At 34.4% G+C, this 21,869-nt stretch carries 24 protein-coding genes; 8 read left to right on the forward strand and 16 right to left on the reverse strand.

All coding sequences use genetic code 11. The annotated features are described in order from the left end of the window. Window positions 1–55: 55 nt before the first annotated feature. The 3 genes from KWG70_RS05970 to recF are packed head-to-tail and all read right to left on the reverse strand — an operon-like array spanning window position 56 to window position 1,847. Window positions 56–352, reverse strand: a complete 297-nt coding sequence (locus KWG70_RS05970) for a DUF721 domain-containing protein (RefSeq protein ID WP_230935083.1) — start codon at window positions 350–352, stop codon at window positions 56–58. After that, a complete protein-coding gene (locus KWG70_RS05975) occupies window positions 352–771 on the reverse strand; it encodes a hypothetical protein (protein WP_230935084.1) in 420 nt (139 codons plus the stop codon). Before KWG70_RS05975 ends, KWG70_RS05970 begins: the two co-directional genes overlap by 1 nt. Next, window positions 768–1,847, reverse strand: coding sequence for a DNA replication/repair protein RecF (gene recF, locus KWG70_RS05980; protein ID WP_230935085.1), 1,080 nt, complete (start codon window positions 1,845–1,847; stop codon window positions 768–770). Before recF ends, KWG70_RS05975 begins: the two co-directional genes overlap by 4 nt. 121 nt (window positions 1,848–1,968) lie before the next feature. Between recF and KWG70_RS05985 the strand changes: the two genes are divergently transcribed. From KWG70_RS05985 to KWG70_RS06020, 8 genes are all read left to right on the forward strand, one after another. Continuing rightward, window positions 1,969–2,745 carry a tetratricopeptide repeat protein gene (locus KWG70_RS05985; RefSeq protein ID WP_230935086.1) on the forward strand — a complete coding sequence of 259 codons (777 nt, stop codon included), beginning with the start codon at window positions 1,969–1,971 and terminating at the stop codon, window positions 2,743–2,745. Between the two features lie 2 nt (window positions 2,746–2,747). Next, a complete protein-coding gene (gene ribH / locus KWG70_RS05990) occupies window positions 2,748–3,230 on the forward strand; it encodes a 6,7-dimethyl-8-ribityllumazine synthase (RefSeq protein WP_230935087.1) in 483 nt (160 codons plus the stop codon). Between the two features lie 236 nt (window positions 3,231–3,466). Continuing rightward, window positions 3,467–3,694, forward strand: coding sequence for a hypothetical protein (locus KWG70_RS05995; protein ID WP_230935088.1), 228 nt, complete (start codon window positions 3,467–3,469; stop codon window positions 3,692–3,694). A gap of 7 nt (window positions 3,695–3,701) precedes the next feature. Further along, on the forward strand, window positions 3,702–4,007 hold the full coding sequence (locus KWG70_RS06000) for a hypothetical protein (RefSeq protein WP_230935089.1): 306 nt from the start codon (window positions 3,702–3,704) through the stop codon (window positions 4,005–4,007). Beyond that, entirely contained in the window at window positions 4,007–5,866 is a 1,860-nt protein-coding gene (gene mutL, locus KWG70_RS06005) for a DNA mismatch repair endonuclease MutL (RefSeq protein WP_230935090.1), read from the forward strand. The genes KWG70_RS06000 and mutL overlap by 1 nt, the downstream gene beginning before the upstream one ends. Before the next feature lie 5 nt (window positions 5,867–5,871). Continuing rightward, window positions 5,872–6,603 carry a rhomboid family intramembrane serine protease gene (locus KWG70_RS06010; RefSeq protein ID WP_230935091.1) on the forward strand — a complete coding sequence of 244 codons (732 nt, stop codon included), beginning with the start codon at window positions 5,872–5,874 and terminating at the stop codon, window positions 6,601–6,603. Then, on the forward strand, window positions 6,600–7,478 hold the full coding sequence (locus KWG70_RS06015) for a rhomboid family intramembrane serine protease (protein ID WP_230935092.1): 879 nt from the start codon (window positions 6,600–6,602) through the stop codon (window positions 7,476–7,478). Before KWG70_RS06010 ends, KWG70_RS06015 begins: the two co-directional genes overlap by 4 nt. 5 nt (window positions 7,479–7,483) lie before the next feature. Further along, the gene (locus KWG70_RS06020; protein WP_230935093.1) at window positions 7,484–8,503 is read left to right on the forward strand and encodes an endonuclease/exonuclease/phosphatase family protein; all 1,020 of its coding nucleotides are present in this window, start codon (window positions 7,484–7,486) and stop codon (window positions 8,501–8,503) included. Here the strand turns inward: KWG70_RS06020 and KWG70_RS06025 are convergent, their stop codons facing one another. From KWG70_RS06025 to KWG70_RS06085, 13 genes are all read right to left on the reverse strand, one after another. Then, a complete protein-coding gene (locus KWG70_RS06025; protein WP_230935094.1) occupies window positions 8,504–8,812 on the reverse strand; it encodes a DUF6122 family protein in 309 nt (102 codons plus the stop codon). Then, a complete protein-coding gene (locus tag KWG70_RS06030; RefSeq protein ID WP_230935095.1) occupies window positions 8,812–9,432 on the reverse strand; it encodes a WbqC family protein in 621 nt (206 codons plus the stop codon). The genes KWG70_RS06025 and KWG70_RS06030 overlap by 1 nt, the downstream gene beginning before the upstream one ends. 17 nt (window positions 9,433–9,449) lie before the next feature. Beyond that, window positions 9,450–11,168 carry a signal peptidase I gene (gene lepB / locus KWG70_RS06035; RefSeq protein ID WP_230935096.1) on the reverse strand — a complete coding sequence of 573 codons (1,719 nt, stop codon included), beginning with the start codon at window positions 11,166–11,168 and terminating at the stop codon, window positions 9,450–9,452. A 60-nt stretch (window positions 11,169–11,228) separates the two neighbouring features. Then, the gene (gene dapB / locus KWG70_RS06040; RefSeq protein ID WP_230935097.1) at window positions 11,229–11,930 is read right to left on the reverse strand and encodes a 4-hydroxy-tetrahydrodipicolinate reductase; all 702 of its coding nucleotides are present in this window, start codon (window positions 11,928–11,930) and stop codon (window positions 11,229–11,231) included. A 3-nt stretch (window positions 11,931–11,933) separates the two neighbouring features. After that, window positions 11,934–12,530, reverse strand: coding sequence for a DUF5683 domain-containing protein (locus tag KWG70_RS06045; RefSeq protein WP_230935098.1), 597 nt, complete (start codon window positions 12,528–12,530; stop codon window positions 11,934–11,936). Further along, window positions 12,520–13,419: a ParB/RepB/Spo0J family partition protein gene (locus KWG70_RS06050; protein WP_230935099.1), complete on the reverse strand. Its 900-nt coding sequence runs from the start codon at window positions 13,417–13,419 to the stop codon at window positions 12,520–12,522. The genes KWG70_RS06045 and KWG70_RS06050 overlap by 11 nt, the downstream gene beginning before the upstream one ends. Further along, window positions 13,419–14,183, reverse strand: a complete 765-nt coding sequence (locus KWG70_RS06055; RefSeq protein WP_230935100.1) for a ParA family protein — start codon at window positions 14,181–14,183, stop codon at window positions 13,419–13,421. Before KWG70_RS06055 ends, KWG70_RS06050 begins: the two co-directional genes overlap by 1 nt. A gap of 200 nt (window positions 14,184–14,383) precedes the next feature. Continuing rightward, on the reverse strand, window positions 14,384–17,233 hold the full coding sequence (locus tag KWG70_RS06060) for a M16 family metallopeptidase (RefSeq protein ID WP_230935101.1): 2,850 nt from the start codon (window positions 17,231–17,233) through the stop codon (window positions 14,384–14,386). A gap of 173 nt (window positions 17,234–17,406) precedes the next feature. Further along, the gene (locus KWG70_RS06065; RefSeq protein WP_230935102.1) at window positions 17,407–18,243 is read right to left on the reverse strand and encodes a hypothetical protein; all 837 of its coding nucleotides are present in this window, start codon (window positions 18,241–18,243) and stop codon (window positions 17,407–17,409) included. A 26-nt stretch (window positions 18,244–18,269) separates the two neighbouring features. Further along, entirely contained in the window at window positions 18,270–18,773 is a 504-nt protein-coding gene (locus tag KWG70_RS06070) for a hypothetical protein (RefSeq protein WP_230935103.1), read from the reverse strand. After that, the gene (locus KWG70_RS06075) at window positions 18,770–19,129 is read right to left on the reverse strand and encodes an RDD family protein (protein ID WP_230935104.1); all 360 of its coding nucleotides are present in this window, start codon (window positions 19,127–19,129) and stop codon (window positions 18,770–18,772) included. Before KWG70_RS06075 ends, KWG70_RS06070 begins: the two co-directional genes overlap by 4 nt. A gap of 19 nt (window positions 19,130–19,148) precedes the next feature. After that, the gene (gene scpA, locus KWG70_RS06080) at window positions 19,149–21,269 is read right to left on the reverse strand and encodes a methylmalonyl-CoA mutase (protein ID WP_230935658.1); all 2,121 of its coding nucleotides are present in this window, start codon (window positions 21,267–21,269) and stop codon (window positions 19,149–19,151) included. Further along, window positions 21,266–21,868, reverse strand: a complete 603-nt coding sequence (locus tag KWG70_RS06085; protein WP_230935105.1) for a hypothetical protein — start codon at window positions 21,866–21,868, stop codon at window positions 21,266–21,268. Before KWG70_RS06085 ends, scpA begins: the two co-directional genes overlap by 4 nt. Between the last annotated feature and the right edge of the window lies 1 nt (window position 21,869).

Below are 21,869 nucleotides of genomic sequence, written 5' to 3' on the forward strand. Positions count from 1 at the left end.
GCATGAATTTACTGAAATATTTTGAAATTAATTATTTGGATGAGTAATTAAAGGCTTACCTAAGTACCAACTTTTTAATCACTTCCTTACCCACAGATTCATTAAGCATATCAATAATCTTTTGTTTGCCATAACTTAACTCTTCACGAAGTACACTTGAGCTTAATGACACATATAAAGTATCTCTATCTAGTTTGATATCGGTCGTGTAGTTATTCACACCATTCCCCATCATTTTAGACCAAGCTTCACGCACATCAACCTTGTCCAAACCAGCTTGTAGCTTATTGGTATCCACAAATTCCTTGAGGATATCGCTTATAGGTAAGTGATCATTTTGTCGTTTGGCCATTAGTCTAAATCTAGAGGTTCATAACGTCTATAAAGATACATATCTTTATTGGTATTATTGATAATGAGCAACTCATTTTCGGTAGCATTTAGCACGGTTTCTTTCCAGTTGGCATAAGGTGTTTTATAATAGATATTTAAACTATCATTCTCTAGTTTTATATGAAATGACTCCACACTTTTTGATGTTTCATATTTCCCTAAAAGATTGGGCTTTAGTTTCCGGCGAGAACCTGTTAAACTATCTGAAACTTGGATATAATCTATCGTATTGTTAAATCTGTAATCTCTTTTAGAACCATCGCTAAGTGTGACTTCGTCGATTTCCCAATAGCCTTCTAGATGCATGATAAAGGTTTCAGGATCTTTTGAGCAACCCAATGTGATACTAACAAAGAGTAGGAGTAGGATTTTTTTCATAATTTGAAAATTTTATACGATTGATGGATTTGCTTCACTACATTTTCGGTACGCTCGGCATGTGTATCACTTATGAATAATTGTCCGAAATCATCATTATCCACCAAACTGATAATTTGTGCCACCCGGTTTTCGTCTAACTTATCAAAAATATCATCCAATAATAACAATGGTGTGACACCACTTTGTTGCTTTATAAAGTCGAATTGCGCCATTTTTAGAGCAATTAGGAAAGATTTTTGCTGACCTTGACTTCCAAATTTTTTAATAGGATAGGTGTCAATCTGAAAGTTGAGATCATCCTTATGAATTCCAACGCTCGTATATTGCAAGGCTTTATCTTTATTGATGTTATTGGCTAATAAGGTTTGCAAGTCACCATCAAACAAATCGCTCTTATACTTCAAATTCACAGCTTCATTTTTATTGCTAATGGCTTCATAACGCGCTTTAAATATTGGAATGAATGTTTTTAGAAAGGCATCACGCGTTTTAAAAATCTCACTGCCATAGATTGATAATTGCTCATTATATACCTCTAATGTTTGTGCATTAAACGTGTTATTAAGCGCAAAGTATTTGAGTAAAGCATTACGTTGTGACAATACTTTATTGTAGTTAATCAAATTATTGAGGTAGCTTTTGTCACTTTGCGATATGACGCTATCAATAAACTTACGTCGTGTATCACTACCTTCAATGATGAGATCGCGATCTGCAGGTGAAATAATAACCAAAGGAATAAACCCAATATGATCGCTAAACTTCTCATACGCTTTCCCATTGCGTTTAATCATTTTTTTTTGTCCGCGCTTTAAGGACACCACAATTTTTTCAGTTTTATCATTTTTACTGAAAATCCCATCTATAACAAAAAAGTCTTCATCGTGTTTAATATTTTGCGTGGCAACAGGGTTGAAGTAACTTTTTCCGAAGGATAAATGGTAAATAGCGTCAAGTGCATTGGTTTTACCGACACCATTGGCTCCAACAAAACAGTTAATTTTAGTATCAAATTCAAAATCCTGACTTTCAAAATTCTTGTAATTAACTAAGCTTAACGTGTTTAAAATCATAAAACTAATAGGAATATTCTTAATAAGGTTGGCTTTATTGTAAGCGGAAGTAAAAATAACAAATAATTTACCTTTTAAATCCCAATAAAAATTTTATTTTTGCGGGCACAAATACAGAATTATGGCAACATATAAGAAAAGAGGATACAAACCGAAACCGATAAAGGAAAAAGGTGAAAAAATAGAAGTTTTAGAACAAGAGTCTACAACGGCAGAAGTATTTAACACTTTAGATGAAGGCGCTAATAAAGCTGAAGACTTTGTGGCGAGAAATCAAAAAGGTATTTTCATTATTGTAGGTTTAGCAGCAGTTATTGCACTAGCTTATTTAGGATACAACAAATATATTGCTGGTCCTAAGGCTAAAGAAGCTATGAATGAAATGTATATTGCACAGAAACATTTTGAAGATGCATTTGTAACAGGAGCTAATAAAGATTCGTTATTAACAATTGCACTAGATGGCGCTGAAGGTAAGTTAGGTTTATCTGATATTGCAGACCAATATGGTAGTACATCGGCTGGAAATATAGCAAACTATCAGGCTGGTATGGCTTATTTAAACTTAAAAGATTATACGAATGCTGTAAAATATTTAGGTGATTTTAAAACAAGTGATGCTGTTTTAGGGCCATTAGCTAAAGGTGGTATAGGAGATGCGTTTGTACAATTAGAACAATTACCAGAAGCTTTAGACTATTATGAACAAGCAATCAAAGCCTCTACGAATGACTATACAACACCTATGTACTTATTGAAAGCTGCAAATGTAGCACAGACGTTAGGACAATCGGATAAGGCGTTAGGTTATTATAAGAGAATCAAATCTGATTTTTCAGATTCAGATCAGGCTAAGAATATAGAAACGTTTATTGGTAGAGCAGAAGCAAGCAAATAATTATGGCAACTGCAAATCATAATTTATCAAACTACGATAAAAACACAATCCCAAACGCGAAAGACTTTCGGTTTGGGATTGTTGTTTCTGAATGGAATGATACCATCACAAATGGTCTATTTCAAGGTGCTTATGACGCCTTAATAGACTGTGGTGCATTAGCTGATAACATTATCAAATGGGATGTTCCTGGCAGTTTTGAACTGATCTATGGCAGCAAAAAAATGCTCGACCAAAACGTTGATGCTGTTATTGCCATTGGCTGTGTGATACAAGGTGAAACCAAACATTTTGATTTTGTTTGTGAAGGAGTGACACATGGTATCAAAGCGTTGAATTTAACGTCTGATACGCCTGTCATCTTTTGTGTACTTACCGATAATACGATGCAGCAATCGATTGATCGTTCTGGAGGTAAGCATGGTAATAAAGGCACTGAAGCTGCTATTGCGGCAATTAAAATGGCCGAACTTTCTAGACGCTAGTACATTTTTAATCTTTAATGTCATAGGTTAAATTGGGCTGTGCCAAATTGGACACTTTTGCAGTCCTTCTGGTACACCGTCAAATAGCTTCACTTTCAAAATTTAGTTTTTGAGATTTTGAATTCATTTAAGGAGTTGGCATTCTTTTTGTTAATAATTTTAGCGAATCCTTAAGTGTTTTTTCCTTGTAATTTCTGTACTTTTGAGATATATCAGGTTTAATTAAGTCAGTCAACTTGTTTAATCAAAGAAAAAATAGGCGTTTTAGTTATAAGTCACGTTTGAAGGGTTCTGATACCGAAGGTTATCGGGAAGAGTCTAAAGAAGACTTGAAAGCGAAGTGGGAAGACATGCGAGGTCATACAAGGCGTAAAGGCAGTATATTAACCTCTCTACCGGCTTTAATACTAATTTTAGTAGCGCTTTTTGTTTTAATTTATATCCTTAACAGATATATTAAATAATTGTACTATGGGTCCAATAAAATTTACTTTAATCAAAAGATTACCTAGAAATAAAAGGTTCAACTATACACCGCGATATTATAATGGTAAAGAAGATACAGATACCACGCAATACCCAACTAAGATTGATGCCTATGCCGACACCTATAATAAAAATGATATTTCTGGCCAATGGCATGAAAACAGAATAAAGAACAGAACCAGAAATAATTCTGAATTTAATAGAACCATCCTAATTTTAATTGGAATCTTCGTTTTAGTGTTTCTATACATTATAGATTTCGATTTATCCATTTTCTCCCTTAAACGCTAATGGCAGACATTATTCAATTGTTACCAGACCATGTTGCGAATCAAATAGCAGCAGGAGAAGTTGTGCAACGCCCAGCTTCGGTGGTTAAAGAATTATTAGAAAATGCCATAGATGCTGGCGCAAATTCTATAAAGCTTATTGTAAAAGACGCAGGTAAGGCTCTTATTCAAGTTATTGATAATGGCAAAGGGATGAGTGCCACAGATGCACGATTAAGTTTTGAACGCCATGCCACGTCAAAAATACGTTCTGCTGAAGACCTATTCAGTTTAAATACTAAGGGGTTTCGAGGCGAGGCTTTAGCTAGTATTGCTGCGATAGCTCATGTCGAATTAAAAACAAAGTTAGACGATGATGAGTTAGGAACGCTTATAGAAATTGAGGGAAGTACTATTAAGAGTCAAGAGGTTACCGTAACACCTAAAGGAACATCACTATCTGTAAAGAATTTGTTTTTTAATATTCCTGCAAGACGAAATTTTCTAAAATCAAATAATGTAGAGTTACGACATATCATAGATGAGTTTCATCGTGTTGCTTTAGCACATCCAACTATTACTTTTGCTATGTATCACAATGGTAGTGAGAGTTTTAATTTACCAGAAAGCAATTACAGACAGCGTATCGTTAATATTTTTGGAGGAAAGACCAACGAAAAATTAGTTCCTGTTGAGGAAGAAACTGAAGTGCTAAAAATTTCAGGATTTGTTGGGAAACCCGAGTTTGCTAAGCGCACTAAGAGTGAACAGTTCTTTTTTGTCAATAATCGATTTATTAAAAGTGCCTATTTAAATCATGCCATAAACTCGGCATATGAAGGTTTGGTAAAAGACGGTAGTTATCCGAGTTATTTTTTGAATTTAACGGTTGATCCCAAGACCATAGATATTAATATTCATCCAACTAAAACGGAGATCAAATTTGATGATGAGCATACGTTATATGCGATTTTGAGATCTTCGGTAAAGCATAGTTTGGGTCAGTTCAATATTGCACCTGTATTAGATTTCGATCGTGATAACAACTTAGATACACCTTACGATTATAAAGATAAAAATGCATCTACACCAACGATTGAAGTCGATCGTTCGTTTAATCCGTTTCAAGATGAAAAACCAGTATCTAAGTCTAGTGGCGTGTCGACGTCTTATAGAAAAGAGCCGGCAGCTCAATGGGAAAGTTTATATGTTGGATTAGAGTCTAAAGGTACCAAGGTAGAGCATGATTTTAGTGAAGTCGAATTTGAAAGTGAATCTGAAAACGCATCGTTATTTGCTGAAGATAAATTAGTTGAAACGACGCAAACTACGTATCAACTTCACAACAAGTATATCATTAGTACGATAAAGTCTGGAATGCTAATTTTAGATCAGCATCGTTCACATCAACGTGTACTTTATGAAGGGTTTTTGAAGCACCTGACGGTTAAAGAAGCTGTAAGTCAGCAATTATTATTTCCATTGACTTTGGAATTTACTTCTACGGAAATGGAATCATTAAGACAGCTAAAAGAAGATCTAGAACATACTGGTTTTGTGTTTTCATCGTTTAAGGACAAGGCTATAGAAATTACAGGTGTACCAATTAATGTGCCTGAAAGTGAGGTGTCTATTATTTTGGAACAATTGATAAGTGATGTAGAGCAGGAGGTTCCAGATAGCAATTTTAGTGCTACAGATTTATTGGCAAAATCGATGTCGAAGAGTTTGGCTATTAAAACAGGTCAGTCCTTAACACGATTAGAGCAGGAGCATTTGGTGAATAGTTTGTTTGCTTGTAAAGAACCATCAGTTTCACCAACTAATAGAATCACATTCATTACGATGAGCGTTGATGATTTTGATAAAAAATTTATGTAAAGATTATGATGAAGATTACTGATACAGTTAAACATCTATTGATCATCAATGTGGTCGTATTCATTGGTAGAATGACATTGGGTGGTGGAGAATTATTTATGCAGTGGTTTGCTCTGTATTTTCCTGAGAATCCATTATTTCAGCCATGGCAAATTTTTACGCACATGTTTATGCATGCAGATGTGATGCACATATTTTTTAATATGTTTGCTCTTTGGATGTTTGGAACTGCTGTTGAACATCAATTGGGTTCAAAGAAATTTTTATTTATATACATATCTGCAGGTCTTGGAGCAGTTTTCTTTCAATTAGGCTATCACTATTTTGAATATTTGCCACTAAAACAAGCTCTACTAGATGGAGGTGTTAGCAATAGTTATATAATAGAAACTTTGAGTGAAGGAAAGGTTTTTACTGCAGTTGGAGATAAGCTAACCGAAGTTTTCTTTTTACCAATGGTAGGGGCTTCAGGATGTATTATGGGAGTTTTAGCTGCTTTTGGGATGATGAATCCTGAAGCCAAATTGATGTTGATTTTTTTGCCAATTCCAATAAAAGCTAAATATTTTATTCCAGGAATTATTATCCTTGATATTATATCTGCACTAACTGATCAATCATTCTTTAGTCCTAGTAATACAGCTTATATGGCTCACGTTGGAGGTGCTATTACGGGCTTCTTAATTATGTGGTATTGGAAGAAAACACAGTTTAACAAAAACCGTTGGGATCGATGACTTCTTTAACTTACGACTTTAAAGACAAGCTTAAACGCTTAAATGTTTTTGAGAAGATTATAGCAGTAAACATTGGAATCTTTTTCTTGGGTTGGGTACTAATGCTTATAAGACGAGTACCAAGAGGAAACACGTTGACATGGCTTGAGTTGCCGAAAGATTTCTTTGAGTTCTTAACTAGACCTTGGTCTATTATTACTTACGGATTCACGCATTATGATTTTTTTCATCTCCTCTTTAACATGTTGGTGCTCTATTTTGTGTCGAGAACCATGGTTAATATATTTCCAAGTAAGCAATCACTAAATATCTATTTCCTTGGGATTATAACAGGAGGCTTGGCCTATTTAGCCATCTATAATATTTTGCCAGAGCGTTTAGTATTAGCTAATGCTGGAGCACTTGTAGGTGCATCGGCTGGTGTACGTGCTTTATTGATTTTTATTTGTGCCTATATGCCATATCGTGAAGCTCGTTTTTTTTCAGTAAAAATTAAGTTATGGTATATTGGAGTTGCCCTTGTTGCATTTGATACCATAGGTCTGTTTGGAAACAATCAAGGTGGTAATGTTGCACATTTAGGTGGTGTTTTATTAGGTTATCTGTATGCTACCCAATTGTTAAAAGGAAAAGATATTGGTGAAGGATTTGGACGATTCATGGATAAGATAGCTAATGTGTTCAAACCAAAATCACCACTTAAGACAGTTCATAAAAAGAAGAAGAAACCTTTTGCTGGTCATAATAAAGACGAGTTTAATGAGTTTAATAATCAGAAAAAAGTAGACCTCATTCTGGATAAAATCAGTAAAAGTGGTTACGAAAGTTTAACTAAAGAAGAAAAGGCATTTTTATTTAAAGCAGGTAAGGATTAAACCATATGCGTAAACTTAAACGTTATGAGAAGCTGATATTTGTCGTCAATTCGTTGATGGCATTTGCTTTGTTATTATCTTACATTCTACCTTATATCGAACCAGAAAAGTTTGCGTTTTTATCGGTTCTTAGTCTAGCTGTACCATTTTTAATCATTATTAATATTCTATTTTTAGTGTATTGGTTGCTCAAAGTTAAGAGGCAACTATTAGTGTCTTTGGTTGTGCTTTTAATTGGTTATAGTTATGTATTCTCTCTCTACAAATTTTCATCGTCAAAGAATGTTGATGACCATCAAAATCTTTCGGTAATGAACTATAATGTTCGATTATTCAATATTTTTGATTGGATCGATAGCCCGAATATAAAGGAGAACATTTTGACTTTTATTTCTGAAAAGCAACCAGATATTTTGTGTTTGCAGGAATATAGGCGAGATGATGATATGCATTTTGATGGCTATCATAAATATGAAAAGATTACAGGTAATAAAGTAAAGAGTGGTCAGGCCATTTTGACTAAGTATCCAATTATTAATTCAGGTTCGATAGCGTTTCCTAACACGTCTAATAATGCCATATTCGTAGACGTTATTGTTAAAAGCGACACCATACGAGTTTATAATTTACACTTAGAATCGTTGCGAATAAATTCCGACGTTGAAAGCTTAGCTAAAGAGGATTCTGGCAACTTATTTAACCGTGTGAGTTCTACGTTTAAGATGCAGCAATCACAGGCTGAATTATTTTTAAAGCATCAATCCAAATGCAAATATCAAATGATTATCTGTGGTGATTTTAACAATACAGCATATTCGTATGTGTATAAAGAAATTAAAGGTGATTTAAAAGATGCCTTTGAGCAAGCTGGGAATGGTTTTGGAAGAACCTTCGATTTTAAATTCTTTCCTGTGCGTATTGATTTTGTTTTGGTAGATGACGGATTTGAAATTAATGCCTTTAAAACCTTTGATGTTCAATATTCCGATCATTACCCAATTATGGCTAAGGTTAAGCTCAAATAACTACATCATCCAACAATCTGCTTGGTCTGCAATGATGTGTATGACTAAACCCAATCCAATGCATCTGGTCTTTTTCCAAATGGTCAAGAGTACATATACACCAATAGCATAGTAGGAGTGAAGCGGATGAAAATTTATACTGCATCTGTTTGGGTCAAACATAGGATTGGCTAACACATGATCTAAATCAATTATAAAAGCACCTAACATAATGACATATACTATGAGCCACTGCTTTCTAAAAAACACTAAGGCAATTATTAGTGGCAATAGGAAATGAATCCCATAATGAACAAAAGGCTGTAACATTACAGATTTAAGGTTTGCGATTCGAGGTAAAGCTCTGTGTTAGGACCTTCGTTAAATAGTAAATCTAGAATGCTGAGATTTGGAATAAACCCATGTTTGGAATCAAATACCTGAGCATAAGGTGTGAGGTTTTGCTGAATTTCTTTTCGGCTATTAACTAAACCTCTAGCATCAATGACTCCCTTTAGTTTTGGATCGAATTGCTGAGTTGTATTATAGGAAAAAGGCAATTGTAAACACTCAAAAATGACTTCAATACATGTAAAGTTAAACGCCATTATCGTCTTGCTTTCCATTTGAAATAAAGGCAATACATCATCAATATAGAATTCGAAGAAAGGAGAGGTGCGGTAAGCAGATTCAAGCGATTTAAGATGCTGTGTTTGCCAATTTTCAGAATTGAAAATAGCAACATCTTTAGATAGCTGTCTATTCTTTTGAGAATACACAACAGGAACATTAAGATCCAGTTTACCATTAGCACCAAAAATAGATGCACGATTTCTGTATGTTTGTTTTTGGTAATTATCGCAGACTTCAAAAATGATACGATCTGCTTGAAGCATGGCAGCAAAATGAGCTATACTCGGAAAATATGTTGGATGTAAAACTACGTCCATATGCTACAAATAAAACCTTATTTTGCTTTTTTCTTCTTACGCCATTTACTGTATCCAATCCAAGCAGCTAAGAGCACTAAAAACGGAATTAAGTAGGATACAGGTTTACCTGAGCCTCCTACAGTTGTAAACCAGCGTTCCCAACGCGGATTTTTAATACCATCCCAACTCATCCATATAAATACAGGTTTACCAACGACATGGTCAAAAGGAACATATCCCCAACCACGAGAATCGATGGAATTGTTTCTATTATCTCCCATCATCCAATAGTAGTCTTGATCGAATGTATAAGATGTAGCTGGTTCTCCTTCAATTAGAATTTGATTACCACGTGTTGTTACTTTTTTGCCTTCATATTCTGAGATTAAACGTTTATAAAGCGGTAAAACTTCCATGTTTAACTCAATAGTTTCTCCCTTTTTTGGAATATAAACTGGTCCGAAATTATCATAATTCCAATTGTATTGTGGATTATGAGGAAAAACAGTTGGGTTTCTTAGCTGATAAGAGAATTGATTTAGTGATACTGTATTTGATGAGCTTTTAATTTTGGCAGCATTTTCAGCAGTAAGGTTTATATTAAACTTATTCTCAATAGGCTTCATCCTTAACTTTATCATGTCATCGTATTGAATGTAACCGACAACCTCAGTCATAAGTGAATCTCTTGATGATTCTTTTAAGTATGATCTATCTTCCTCAGCTAAATAATCTTTTACTCTCTGATCATCCCACAATTGATTTTCTATTTTATAAAATCTCCAAAAATTCTCTATTTCATAAGTATCAACAAAATTTTGGGTGATATTAGATTTGGATATCCAAGTATAATAGTGCTGCAATTTTGCACGATCGGGTAATTCATTTTTTTGACCATTAATATAGACATAACCTCCTTTTACTTCTAATGAATCACCAGGAATACCAACACAACGTTTGACTAAATTCGTTCGCTTGTCAATAGGCTTATAATAATTCCGATCTGGAGTAAAGTCGTTCATATTAACTAATGTATCAGCAGGCTGATTAAAAACGACAATATCATTGCGTTCTATACTTTCAAAACCAGGAATTCTCATGTAAGGCAGCTGTAACTTATTCTTTAATGAGGATTTGTTCTCTTCTAGTTTATCATTATATAGGTATGACTTAACTTTTGCAAGAGGAATCGTATCATGTACCATAGGAGTGGCAACGGTAGTCATTGGAATACGTGCTCCATAATGCACTTTGCTAACAAACAGGAAATCACCTACTAATAAGGATTTTTCAAGAGATGAACTTGGTATAGTAAACGGTTGCACAAAATAGGTGTGTACAATGGTGGCTGCCACAATGGCAAATAAAATAGAGCTTACCCAATCACCAGAACTAGACTTTGGGTTTATGTCTCTATCTTGTACATAAGTAACATCTGTAGCATAATTAAGGTAATAGTTATAAAACCCCAAAGTGATAACGGCTAAAAAGGTATCGAGATACTGATTTTTCCCAAAGCTTCGCGCAGTTTCTACCCAAACAATAATAAACATAATCAAGTTCACTATGGGTACAAATAGTAAAATCGTCCACCACCAAGGACGCTTTATAATCTTCATTAAAATTACAGCATTATATACAGGCACAAAAGCTTCCCAAGCCTGGCGTCCTGCTTTTACATACAATTTCCATGTTCCAAGTCCGTGTATAACTTGAATTACTAGAATAAATATTAACCACTCTGTGATAGTCATAGTTTTTTGTTTGTGTTGTCAGTTGAATTGTATTAGACAATGTTACATCAAATACTTATGTTAACTTATATTTAATACATCTTTCATTGTAAATATTCCTTTTTTGTCATGAACATATTCTGCAGCAATAACAGCGCCTAAAGCAAAGCCTTGTCTACTATGAGCCGTATGTTTTATTTGTATACTATCGACTTCAGAATCATAATTAATCTCATGTGTGCCAGGTACATTTTCAATACGTTTTGCTAAAATACCAATCTCATTTTGTTTTGGTGCATCTAAGCTCCAATTTTTATAGTTAGTTTGCTCAATAATGTCATCTGCCAACGTAATAGCAGTACCACTTGGAGCATCTAGTTTTTGTGTATGATGAATTTCTTCTATACTCGTTTTATAGTCTGGTAAACTTCGCATGAGTTTAGCTAGTGTCTTATTGATCTCAAAGAAGATATTAACACCAAGACTAAAATTTGAGGCGTATAAAAAGGTACCATTTTTAGAAGAGCAAAGCGATATCATATCATCGTACTGCTCTAACCATCCGGTTGTTCCAGAAATCACAGGTACATTAGCATTAAAACATTTGGTGATGTTAGTAACAGCAGTAGATGGTAGACTAAAATCGATAGCGACATCAATGCTATCTAATGTGAAATCTTTAGTAGAACTTGAAACTTTTAAAGTGATATCATGTCCACGTTCTAAGGCAATTTTTTCAATTGCTTTTCCCATTTTTCCGTAACCTAATAATCCGATATTCATACGTCAGAATTTGAAATTCAATGTAAAACCTAAATCCGTATTATTTTCCATTTGGTTGTATTTAAAATGTGGTCGTAACGATAGGTCTTCATCCACATTAAATTGCAATAAATGTGCATCAACATTAGCGTCGATAATATTTAAAGCATACATTCCTATAGTTATTAATAGGGCTAATTCTTTGTTTCGTCGTAACTGTTGTTGGGCTCTAATAAGTCCGTCATTGGAAACATTTGGAAAAGGGTCGCCTTCAGAGCCTTGACCAAAACCAGCCAAACGTCTTTTATAGGCATCACGATATAAGTTATAGTCCTTATCGTTTTTGATATAGAAATACAATGGTGTACCAATCAAAGCATAAGCTATTGGGATTTTCCAATACTTTTTGTTGTAGGCTTGTCCCAAACCAGGAAGAATAGCAGAATAAAACGCTGCTTTTGAAGGCGCTAAAACATTAAGAGGCTCTCTTTTCGTTTTAATAGAATCTTTGACAACTACTAAATCAGTATTAATGTCTTCAGTTTTTTTATTTTCTTGAGCGAAAATGACACCACTGAAAAAAAGAGAAAAAAGTAAGCTGTAAACTAATTTATTTAGCACGTTGCACTAGTTTTTTAATACGATTGAAATCTTCTTCAGAATGAAACGGAATTGTTATTTGACCTTTACCATTCTTAGATAGTTTAACGCCAATTTTATGACCAAAGTATTCCGAAAATTCTTTTATGCCTTTTTTAACAAATTTAGGTAGTTCTTGACTTTCAGAAGGTTTTTTGGCTGTTGGGTTGTGGTAATTTTTAACTAGGGCTTCAGTGGCTCTAACAGATAATTTATCAGTAATAATCTTTTCATAGATATCTAACTGAACACTTTGATCCTCAATATTAATTATAGCACGACCATGACCCATAGAAATAAACCCGTCGCGCATGCCAGTTTGAATGATTGGATCTAATTTTAGCAATCGTAAATAGTTTGCAATAGTAGAACGCTTTTTTCCTACACGCTCACTCATTTGTTCTTGCGTTAAAGCAATCTCATCAATTAATCGCTGATAGGACAGTGCAATTTCAATAGGATCTAAATCTTGGCGTTGAATATTTTCCACCAGCGCCATTTCTAAGGACTCTTGGTCATTGGCAATTCGTATGTAGGCAGGAATGGTTTTTAAACCAATTAATTTTGAAGCTCTAAAACGACGTTCTCCAGATACCAATTGAAATTTGTTGAATTCCAATTTTCTAACTGTAATTGGCTGTATAACACCCAACTCTTTTATCGATGATGCTAATTCGCGTAAGGTTTCTTCATTGAAATTGGTACGTGGTTGAAACGGATTAATTTCAATGGCCTCTATATCTAGTTCTACAATATTACCAATAATAGTATCTGCATTTTTATCATTTGCAGATTTTATATCATTAGAAGGATCTTTCAACAATGCAGATAAACCTCTACCTAATGCTTGTTTTTTTGTTGCCTTCGCCATTATGAGTTCTTGTTTATTATTTCTTTTGCTAAACTTAAATAATTTGTAGCACCTTTACTACTCACATCATATTTAATGATACTTTCTCCATAGCTTGGTGCTTCGCCTAGTCTTACATTTCTTTGGATGATGGTTTCAAAAACCATATCACTAAAATGCTTTTGTACTTCTTCTACTACCTGATTTGATAAACGTAATCGTTGATCAAACATTGTAAGCAACATTCCTTCAATATCTAACTCGGTATTATGAATTTTTTGAACACTTTTTACAGTATTCAATAATTTCCCTAAACCTTCGAGTGCAAAATATTCACACTGAATAGGAATAATAACAGAATCGGATGCTGTAAGCGCATTTAAAGTTAATAATCCCAGAGAAGGAGCACAGTCGATTAAGATATAATCATAAGATGATTTTAAGTGCGATACAGCCTTTCTGAGCATATATTCCCGTTCATCTTTATCTACTAGCTCAATTTCAATAGCAACTAAGTCGATATGAGCAGGTATGATATCTACATTAGGTGAATCGGTTTCTATGATGCATTCTTCGGCCGATGCCGTATGCTCTAATAACTGGTAGGTTCCAATCTCAACTTGTTCTACATCAATGCCAAGTCCGGAAGTAGCATTAGCCTGCGGATCTGCGTCGATAAGCAAGACTTTTTTTTCTAGAACTCCTAATGATGCTGCTAAATTTACAGAAGTCGTTGTTTTTCCAACGCCTCCTTTTTGATTGGCAATTGCAATGATTTTACCCATTAATGATTTGGTTTTATTTACTGAAGTTTTTATACTTTCTTCAACTGTAAAAATACGATTATTTACGAGTTTTGGAAATGGAAGTTGTTAACAGTATTGCAATATATGCAGAGGTGTCTATTTGTTTAGAAATGAAGCTGATTGGTTATAAAAAAAGCAGCCTGAATAGGCTGCTTTTTATTTTATAGAGTGATGGGATATTATTCTTCTGGTAACAAAATCGCTTTCAAATAACCATCTTGTAAGTATTTCTTAGCAACATTATGAATATCTTCTGTTGTCAAGGCATTTACATTAGCTTCATAATTTACAACATTATCTAAATCTGATTTGTTGTAATCTGCATTTTTAATAGCCGATAACCAGAAACGGTTTTGTTCTAATTGCTCTTTTCTTGTTAGTAACAAAGCTTTCTTTACTTTGTCAAGATCTGTGGCTTCAGGACCGTTATCAATAATTTTCTGAAGTTCAGCTATAGAAGCTGCTGCGAGCTTTTCGGCATTTTCAGGAGCACATGGGAAGGAGATACTAAAGTTGAAATTTCCGTATGGAATTTTACGTATCGCTCCTCTAGCACCAGCGCCATAAACGCCACCTTCTTCTTCTCTTAATTTTTCAATAAGCTTAATACTCAAGATTTCGCCTAAAGCATTCATAGCTCTGGCTTCATTAACATCATATTTAGTTTCACCTCTAAAGACAAGATTAACTTGACTCTTTGGCTCTGTACCTTTTCTATATGTGAACTCTTGAGCTCCAGATTTTGGTCTAAAAGAAGATACGTTATACATTTCTCTTTCTGAAGTCCCAGGCAGTGATGCGATATAGGTTTCGGCTAACTCAGCAATTTTAGCTTCATCGATATTTCCAACGAAATAAAAATTGAAATCACCTGCATTTGCAAAACGTTCCTTATACTTTTCATAGGCAAGATCATAATTGGCTTTGTCTAGTCGTTCAGGAGTTGGAAACCCTGTATATCTTGGATTTCCTTCATTTAAGAATTCACCTAAAGCAATTGAAAATGATACATTAGGATTAGATAGAATGTTACCTAAAAATGCTTTTTGCTTGCTAATAAATGATGCAAATGCTTCAGGATCTTTATCTAATTTTGTAAAATATAAATGAACCATCTGGAACATGGTTTCCAAATCTTTTGGTGTTGTAGAACCTCTCATTCCTTCGTCTAAACCTCCAATGTAAGGTCTAACGTTAGCAATTTTACCAGACATCACTTTTGTCATGTCATTTTTTGAAAGTCCGTCAATACCAGCTTCAGTTAATCCTCCATTTGCACTCGCTGTTTGCTTTAAAACATCATCAGAGTATAAGGATGTACCACCATAACTAAAGGCCTCAAATAAGATTTCATCATTTTTAAAATCCGTTTTCTTGTAGGTTACTTTAGCACCATTACTCAAGGTCATGGTTGTTGTTTCATTTAATTTTCCTTTGTTATTAACTGTAACATTACTAATACTTCCTTTAGCAGGTTTGTTAGCCATTAATTCTGAACGCACTTCTTCGTCTTCATATCCTTTTAGCTCTGCATTTTTAACGCTATCTAATAAATCGATAACTTCTTTTTCGGTTACTTTTGTTAATCCATCTTTTTTCGGACCAGTAAGTACCACTAAGCGATTATCGTCATGTAAGAAATCTTTAATCAATCCGTTAACTTCTTCAAGCTTTATTGTAGGCAATTGTGATTTTACATAGTTGTATGTCCATTCAGCACCAGGCATTGGACTTTCCTGTAAGAAATTTTGAATATAGCGACCTACAATTCTCCCAGACTCTTGTTTATCTCTATCTTTATAAGAACGCTCTGTTCTAGCAAAGTAATCCTTTTTAGCACGCTCTAATTCTGATGCATTAAACCCAAAACGCTTTACACGTTCATTTTCTTCTAAAAGGGTTTTTAAGGCTTCTAACTGACCAGTTTCGTTAGTCTGCGCGATAGATTGATAGGCTTCTTTATTTCCGATGATACCACCATGAAATGAAAATCCGAAAATAAATGGCGGATTAGGTTTGTTGCTGTATTCTCTAAGTCGGTTATTAATCATTTGAGTGAATAAGCCTTCAACCATATTATCTCTGTAATCCTTTACAGTTCTGGTCTTTTTAACATCACCTTTATCTTTGTAATAGATTTGTACCTGACTTCCAGTTGCCTCTTCGTCCCATTCGATAGCGACAAATGTGCCTTCATGGTTTTCAGAACCAAACTCTTGTCTAGGCTTAGGGTTTTTAGGGTTTTCTAGACCACTAAAATTAGCTTTGATCTTTTTTTCAAGAGTCTCTACATCCAAGTCTCCAACAGCAATAACTGCCATTAGGTTTGGGCGATACCAATCTTTTTGAAAGTTTCTTAAGCTTTCATATTTAAAGTTTTCTAGGTTCTCTTTTGTGCCAATAGGCAAACGATCTGCATATTGAGATTTATATGCAATTTTGTCTAAGTATTTCGATTGCATTCTCGTTGCGGCACCTAATCGTGTACGATATTCTTCAATCACAACACCTCGCTCTTCGTCGATGTCTTCTGCAGTAAGCAAAGCACCTCCAGCCCAATCTTGCAATATTTGAAATCCTTTATCCAATTTTTCTGGATCATCACTAGGAATAGGTAAGATGTAAACCGTTTGATCAAAACCAGTATAGGCATTTAGATCTGCTCCAAATTCTACACCAATGCTTTGTAGGTAATCAACGAGTTCATTTTTCTTAAAGTTTGTAGTTCCGTTGAAGTTCATATGCTCCATAAAGTGAGCTAGTCCTCTTTGGTCTTCCGTTTCTAATATAGATCCAGCTTTTATAGCTAGACGTAATTCTACTTTGTCTTCAGGTTTTCCATTGTTTTGAATGTAATAGGTAAGGCCATTACTAAGCACACCAGTTTTTACATCTGGATTCATTGGAATAGGATCTGAAGGGGAAATTTCTTTTTGCTCCATCGTGGTTTCCTGTGCAAAAGAAACCATTGAGATAAAACATACCATAAGCATGCTAAGCATGATTTTTTTTGATGGTTTTAGATTCATGTGTTTGAGTTTAATTGATTTAAAATTTGAATGTATAAATATAACTAAGTTTTTAGTTGAATTATTAAATCTTGTACTAAAATTCTTAATTATTTTCCGAAGATATAAAACAAGCGATTGATTTAAAGAAGTTTAACAGGTTTTAACTCTGTAGAATAGGAGGTGTGTCAAAATTAATTTTGTGTCAAGTCTTTGAGATAGCGTTTAACAGATTTTCTAAAGTAGCGTCGTAACTTGCGTTCCATTTTAGCATTAGAAATCGTATCGCGATAATCGAAGCCGTTAAAATACACTCTCGTTTTTCCTTTATTTGCTTTTATCATCGACAGTTGCACATTATGTAAGGTGTCGTTTTCAATGATGAATTTTTCGATTTTATAATAATTGAGGCTATCACCTTTAGTTCTATAGTAGCCAGTCATTGAAGTTAAAGTTGTATCCTTTTTGATGTCAAACGCGCGAAGTTTTTCTAAAATCTGTTTTTGCGTCATTCTTAAAGTAACATCACAATTATGACAAATAAAACTGCTGCTATTAGCTGTTAAATAAAAATATCTGGGAGGTGTTTCAGACATTAAAATAAATAGCGTTGGTAAAAGAATGAAAGAAGCATTTAATTTTAAGGGGATAACAAATGCAGATTTGGTTTGTATGTTCTTTATTAACACATGGGCCAACGGTAACATTAATAAGGCAATATAATCGGTATAATCTACGACTCTTGAGGTTTTTATGAATGCGTATTGGTTATAAATATCTATAGCGCTTGTAGACCATGATGATTTCCAAAACATGAAGAGAACTGCAGACAAGAACAAATTGAATTTAACATGTTTCGGATTAAAAAACGTAATTAGAACAGGAAGAATAATCATACCTACGATATCAGACAGTTTTCCTGTAAACCAGTTTGAAAACTCCCATTTAAAAACATGATCATTAAGAACTAAGATGATGAGACATATGATAAATACGTAGTTTAAGAGTAAGTGTCGTCTTTCAAATTTCATATAGTCTTAACGCGAAATTTATTAAATTATTGATTAGAATACTGTTGGACCATTCGTTTTATATTTGGTTTTAAATCTTCATATACAATAGCCTTCTCTGGTTGGTTAATTTTGTAAATGATATAACTTGATTTTACCTGTTTGCTTTTGTTTTTAAATTCGATGTCGTAGATTTTACCAGAAGCTTCATATTCAAAAAGATGTACATTAAAAGAAGATGTTTTATTAGGTTTTATAACATCGCTGTATATGAGTTGGCCTTTAACAATCATGCCATTAGAGAGAATGCTGATAACCTTCTTCTTCTTTACATCCCATTGTACTAAACTCAAAATGAAGAGCACTTGAAATACGATGGATGCACCTTTCCAAAACAGCCCTTCTGTGACTAAAAATCGTGGCTGTGAACTAAACAAATCAATATTGATTATGGCAAAAATAACAATGACAATATAAAGGATGTAGTTGTTTCTATTAAGTGCCTTAGATAGTTTTGCATTGTCCCGTATTTGAATTTTGCCTGTTCTCATTTAGCTTTCATAAGTTTAGTGCTTGAGAATAGATCATGCATTCCTAATTCATAACCAAACATATAGGAAAGTGTATCAAAAGGCAGTACTCTAGATATCGAGCGAATTAAAATCCTAATAGCATATGGTTTGGTACCATCATTTTGGACAACTCTAGTTTTGGTAATCATTTTACCTAAGGTTTGATGTGTCGTCAATTCAAACAAGAAATAATAGGCAAACATGATACTATAGAATACGACATAATTAATGCTGTAGCTATTTTCGAATATTGTAAACACAAAAAACAAGAGATAAACAACTAGCATGTCGATGATGTAATTAGCAAGTCGTGTGGTTTTATCTATGTTTTTCATTTATCATGTTTCAGATAATTTAGTCAATTAGAATGTCTAATATCTTAATCGCTGCATCACTAATTTTGGTGCCTGGACCAAATACGGCTACTGCGCCAGCATCGAATAAATATTGATAATCTTGCTTAGGAATCACGCCTCCAACGATAACCATGATGTCTTCACGACCATAGTTCTTTAGTTCTTCTATTACTTGAGGTACTAAAGTCTTATGTCCTGCAGCTAAGGAAGATACGCCTAAAATATGAACGTCATTTTCCACTGCTTGTTTAGCCGCTTCTTTTGGTGTTTGAAACAGCGGACCAATATCAACATCAAAACCAACATCGGCATATCCAGTGGCTACAACTTTGGCACCACGATCATGACCATCTTGCCCCATTTTGGCAATCATTATTCTTGGTCTTCGACCGTCTTGTTCAGCAAAAGTATCTGCTAATTCTCTAGCCTTTTTAAAACTTTCGTCGTCTTTAATTTCTTTACTATACACGCCTGAAAATGATTTTATTTGTGCTTTATATCGTCCAAATTCTGCTTCTAGAGCATCACTAATTTCACCCAATGTAGCACGTTCTCTCGCTGCATCTACTGCTAAAGCTAATAAATTCTCTTTGCCTGAGCGAGCGGCTTCGGTTAATTTTGATAGTGCTTGGTGTACTTTTTCTGTATTTCTTGTTGATTTGATTTGCTCTAAACGCTTAATTTGTCCATTCCTAACTGTTTGATTGTCAACTTCTAAAGTTGAAATTGGATCTTCTTCTTCCAACCTGAATTTATTGACTCCAACAATAATATCTTGTCCAGAATCGATACGAGCTTGCTTACGCGCGGCAGCTTCTTCAATTCTTAATTTAGGAATACCAGCTTCAATAGCTTTAGTCATTCCACCAAGCTCTTCGACCTCTTCAATTAAAGACCACGCTTTTTGAGCGATATCATGAGTGAGTTTTTCAACGTAATAACTTCCAGCCCATGGGTCGACAGTTTTAGTGATTCCCGTTTCCTCTTGTAAAAAAATTTGTGTGTTTCTTGCAATACGCGCCGAAAAATCGGTTGGTAGTGCAATGGCTTCATCTAAGGCATTGGTATGTAAACTTTGCGTACCACCAAAAGCAGCAGCAGCAGCTTCAATAGTAGTTCGAGCCACATTATTAAAAGGATCTTGTTCTGTTAAACTCCATCCTGAGGTTTGGCAATGTGTTCGCAAAGCCAAAGATTTTTGGTTTTTAGGATTGAATTGACTCACTAGTTTTGCCCAAAGCATTCGTGCGGCACGCATCTTTGCAATCTCCATAAAGTGATTCATTCCTATAGCCCAAAAGAAGGACAAGCGAGGTGCAAAAGTGTCTATATCCATTCCAGCTTCAAGTCCTTTCTTAATGTATTCTAATCCGTCGGCTAATGTGTAAGCCAACTCAATATCACATGTTGCTCCAGCTTCTTGCATATGATATCCAGAAATACTAATACTATTAAATTTGGGCATGTTTTGACTTGTGAATTCAAAAATATCCGAAATGATCTTCATTGAAGGTGTAGGCGGATAGATATAGGTATTACGCACCATGAACTCTTTGAGAATATCATTTTGAATTGTTCCAGCCAATTGTTCTGGAGAAACACCTTGCTCTTCTGCAGCTACAATATAAAACGCCATTATTGGTAGTACAGCACCATTCATGGTCATGGATACCGACATTTTATCGAGCGGAATTTGATTGAATAGAATTTTCATATCCTCAACCGAATCTATAGCGACACCAGCTTTACCAACATCACCAACAACACGTTCATGGTCAGAATCATATCCTCGATGTGTAGCAAGATCAAATGCAACCGATAGCCCTTTTTGACCAGCGGCAAGGTTTCTTCTATAGAACGCATTACTATCCTCAGCTGTTGAAAAACCAGCATATTGACGAATGGTCCAAGGTCTGCGCACATACATCGTCGAATAAGGTCCACGTAAGTTAGGTGCTAAACCAGCAACGAAGTTTAAATGCTCAAGGTTTTCAATATCATCTTTAGAGTAAGAGGATTTAACCTCGATATCCTCAGCAGTTTGAAAAGTGCTTTCGGCAGCCGATCTATGAATTGTTTTACGATCTATTGTAATATGTTGAAGATTTTTACGCATTATTTCACAACTATTTTTTCAATATAAGCATTATAGTTTTTGTTCGTAGTTGAATATATATTCATTGCAAATGTTTTATAATTTGATGAAATGATATAGATGGTATTATAGCTACTACGTCCATGTCCGTCATTCATTCTAAAACTAGATTTAAATACTTTTGTCTTTACATTTCCTGAATAACCAGCATCTAGTCGCTCACAATTCAAGCCTACTGCCTCAGCATAATCACTACATGACCTTGATAGTATTGATGCTAACTGCGCTGATTGTTCTCTTGTGAAAGGCAAAAAATCTGACACTTTCACACTAATTAATGTTGACGATGCGATATCTCTAAAATAATAGATATTTCCTTTTGAATATTTTAAAAAATCAAATCGTCTTTTTTCTATTCTCTTTTCTTCAGAATCCGGAAAGCTTTCGATTAATTTACCATAAGCGTCTTCTGAAAATTCCTGAAAATAAGATGGTAAATAGATGTCAATATTATCATGTTCTAACTCAAAATATTCACCAGGAATATCAACTCTTTTGTTGGTTTCATCTTTACATGATAAAACAGTAAAAATACATATAACAAAAGCTAGTCTAATTTTCATC

The sequence above is a fragment of the Psychroserpens luteolus genome, from assembly GCF_021032705.1.
GTDB lineage: Bacteria > Bacteroidota > Bacteroidia > Flavobacteriales > Flavobacteriaceae > Psychroserpens > Psychroserpens luteolus.

What these genes read in the sequence shown, in the direction of transcription:
- KWG70_RS05970 (WP_230935083.1), bottom strand. Translation starts at nt 352, where the DNA reads ATGGCCAAACGACAAAATGATCACTTACCTATAAGCGATATCCTCAAG.
- KWG70_RS05975 (WP_230935084.1), bottom strand. Translation starts at nt 771, where the DNA reads ATGAAAAAAATCCTACTCCTACTCTTTGTTAGTATCACATTGGGTTGC.
- recF (WP_230935085.1), bottom strand. Translation starts at nt 1,847, where the DNA reads ATGATTTTAAACACGTTAAGCTTAGTTAATTACAAGAATTTTGAAAGT.
- KWG70_RS05985 (WP_230935086.1), top strand. Translation starts at nt 1,969, where the DNA reads ATGGCAACATATAAGAAAAGAGGATACAAACCGAAACCGATAAAGGAA.
- ribH (WP_230935087.1), top strand. Translation starts at nt 2,748, where the DNA reads ATGGCAACTGCAAATCATAATTTATCAAACTACGATAAAAACACAATC.
- KWG70_RS06000 (WP_230935089.1), top strand. Translation starts at nt 3,702, where the DNA reads ATGGGTCCAATAAAATTTACTTTAATCAAAAGATTACCTAGAAATAAA.
- mutL (WP_230935090.1), top strand. Translation starts at nt 4,007, where the DNA reads ATGGCAGACATTATTCAATTGTTACCAGACCATGTTGCGAATCAAATA.
- KWG70_RS06010 (WP_230935091.1), top strand. Translation starts at nt 5,872, where the DNA reads ATGATGAAGATTACTGATACAGTTAAACATCTATTGATCATCAATGTG.
- KWG70_RS06015 (WP_230935092.1), top strand. Translation starts at nt 6,600, where the DNA reads ATGACTTCTTTAACTTACGACTTTAAAGACAAGCTTAAACGCTTAAAT.
- KWG70_RS06020 (WP_230935093.1), top strand. Translation starts at nt 7,484, where the DNA reads ATGCGTAAACTTAAACGTTATGAGAAGCTGATATTTGTCGTCAATTCG.
- KWG70_RS06025 (WP_230935094.1), bottom strand. Translation starts at nt 8,812, where the DNA reads ATGTTACAGCCTTTTGTTCATTATGGGATTCATTTCCTATTGCCACTA.
- KWG70_RS06030 (WP_230935095.1), bottom strand. Translation starts at nt 9,432, where the DNA reads ATGGACGTAGTTTTACATCCAACATATTTTCCGAGTATAGCTCATTTT.
- lepB (WP_230935096.1), bottom strand. Translation starts at nt 11,168, where the DNA reads ATGACTATCACAGAGTGGTTAATATTTATTCTAGTAATTCAAGTTATA.
- dapB (WP_230935097.1), bottom strand. Translation starts at nt 11,930, where the DNA reads ATGAATATCGGATTATTAGGTTACGGAAAAATGGGAAAAGCAATTGAA.
- KWG70_RS06050 (WP_230935099.1), bottom strand. Translation starts at nt 13,419, where the DNA reads ATGGCGAAGGCAACAAAAAAACAAGCATTAGGTAGAGGTTTATCTGCA.
- KWG70_RS06055 (WP_230935100.1), bottom strand. Translation starts at nt 14,183, where the DNA reads ATGGGTAAAATCATTGCAATTGCCAATCAAAAAGGAGGCGTTGGAAAA.
- KWG70_RS06060 (WP_230935101.1), bottom strand. Translation starts at nt 17,233, where the DNA reads ATGAATCTAAAACCATCAAAAAAAATCATGCTTAGCATGCTTATGGTA.
- KWG70_RS06065 (WP_230935102.1), bottom strand. Translation starts at nt 18,243, where the DNA reads ATGAAATTTGAAAGACGACACTTACTCTTAAACTACGTATTTATCATA.
- KWG70_RS06070 (WP_230935103.1), bottom strand. Translation starts at nt 18,773, where the DNA reads ATGAGAACAGGCAAAATTCAAATACGGGACAATGCAAAACTATCTAAG.
- KWG70_RS06075 (WP_230935104.1), bottom strand. Translation starts at nt 19,129, where the DNA reads ATGAAAAACATAGATAAAACCACACGACTTGCTAATTACATCATCGAC.
- KWG70_RS06085 (WP_230935105.1), bottom strand. Translation starts at nt 21,868, where the DNA reads ATGAAAATTAGACTAGCTTTTGTTATATGTATTTTTACTGTTTTATCA.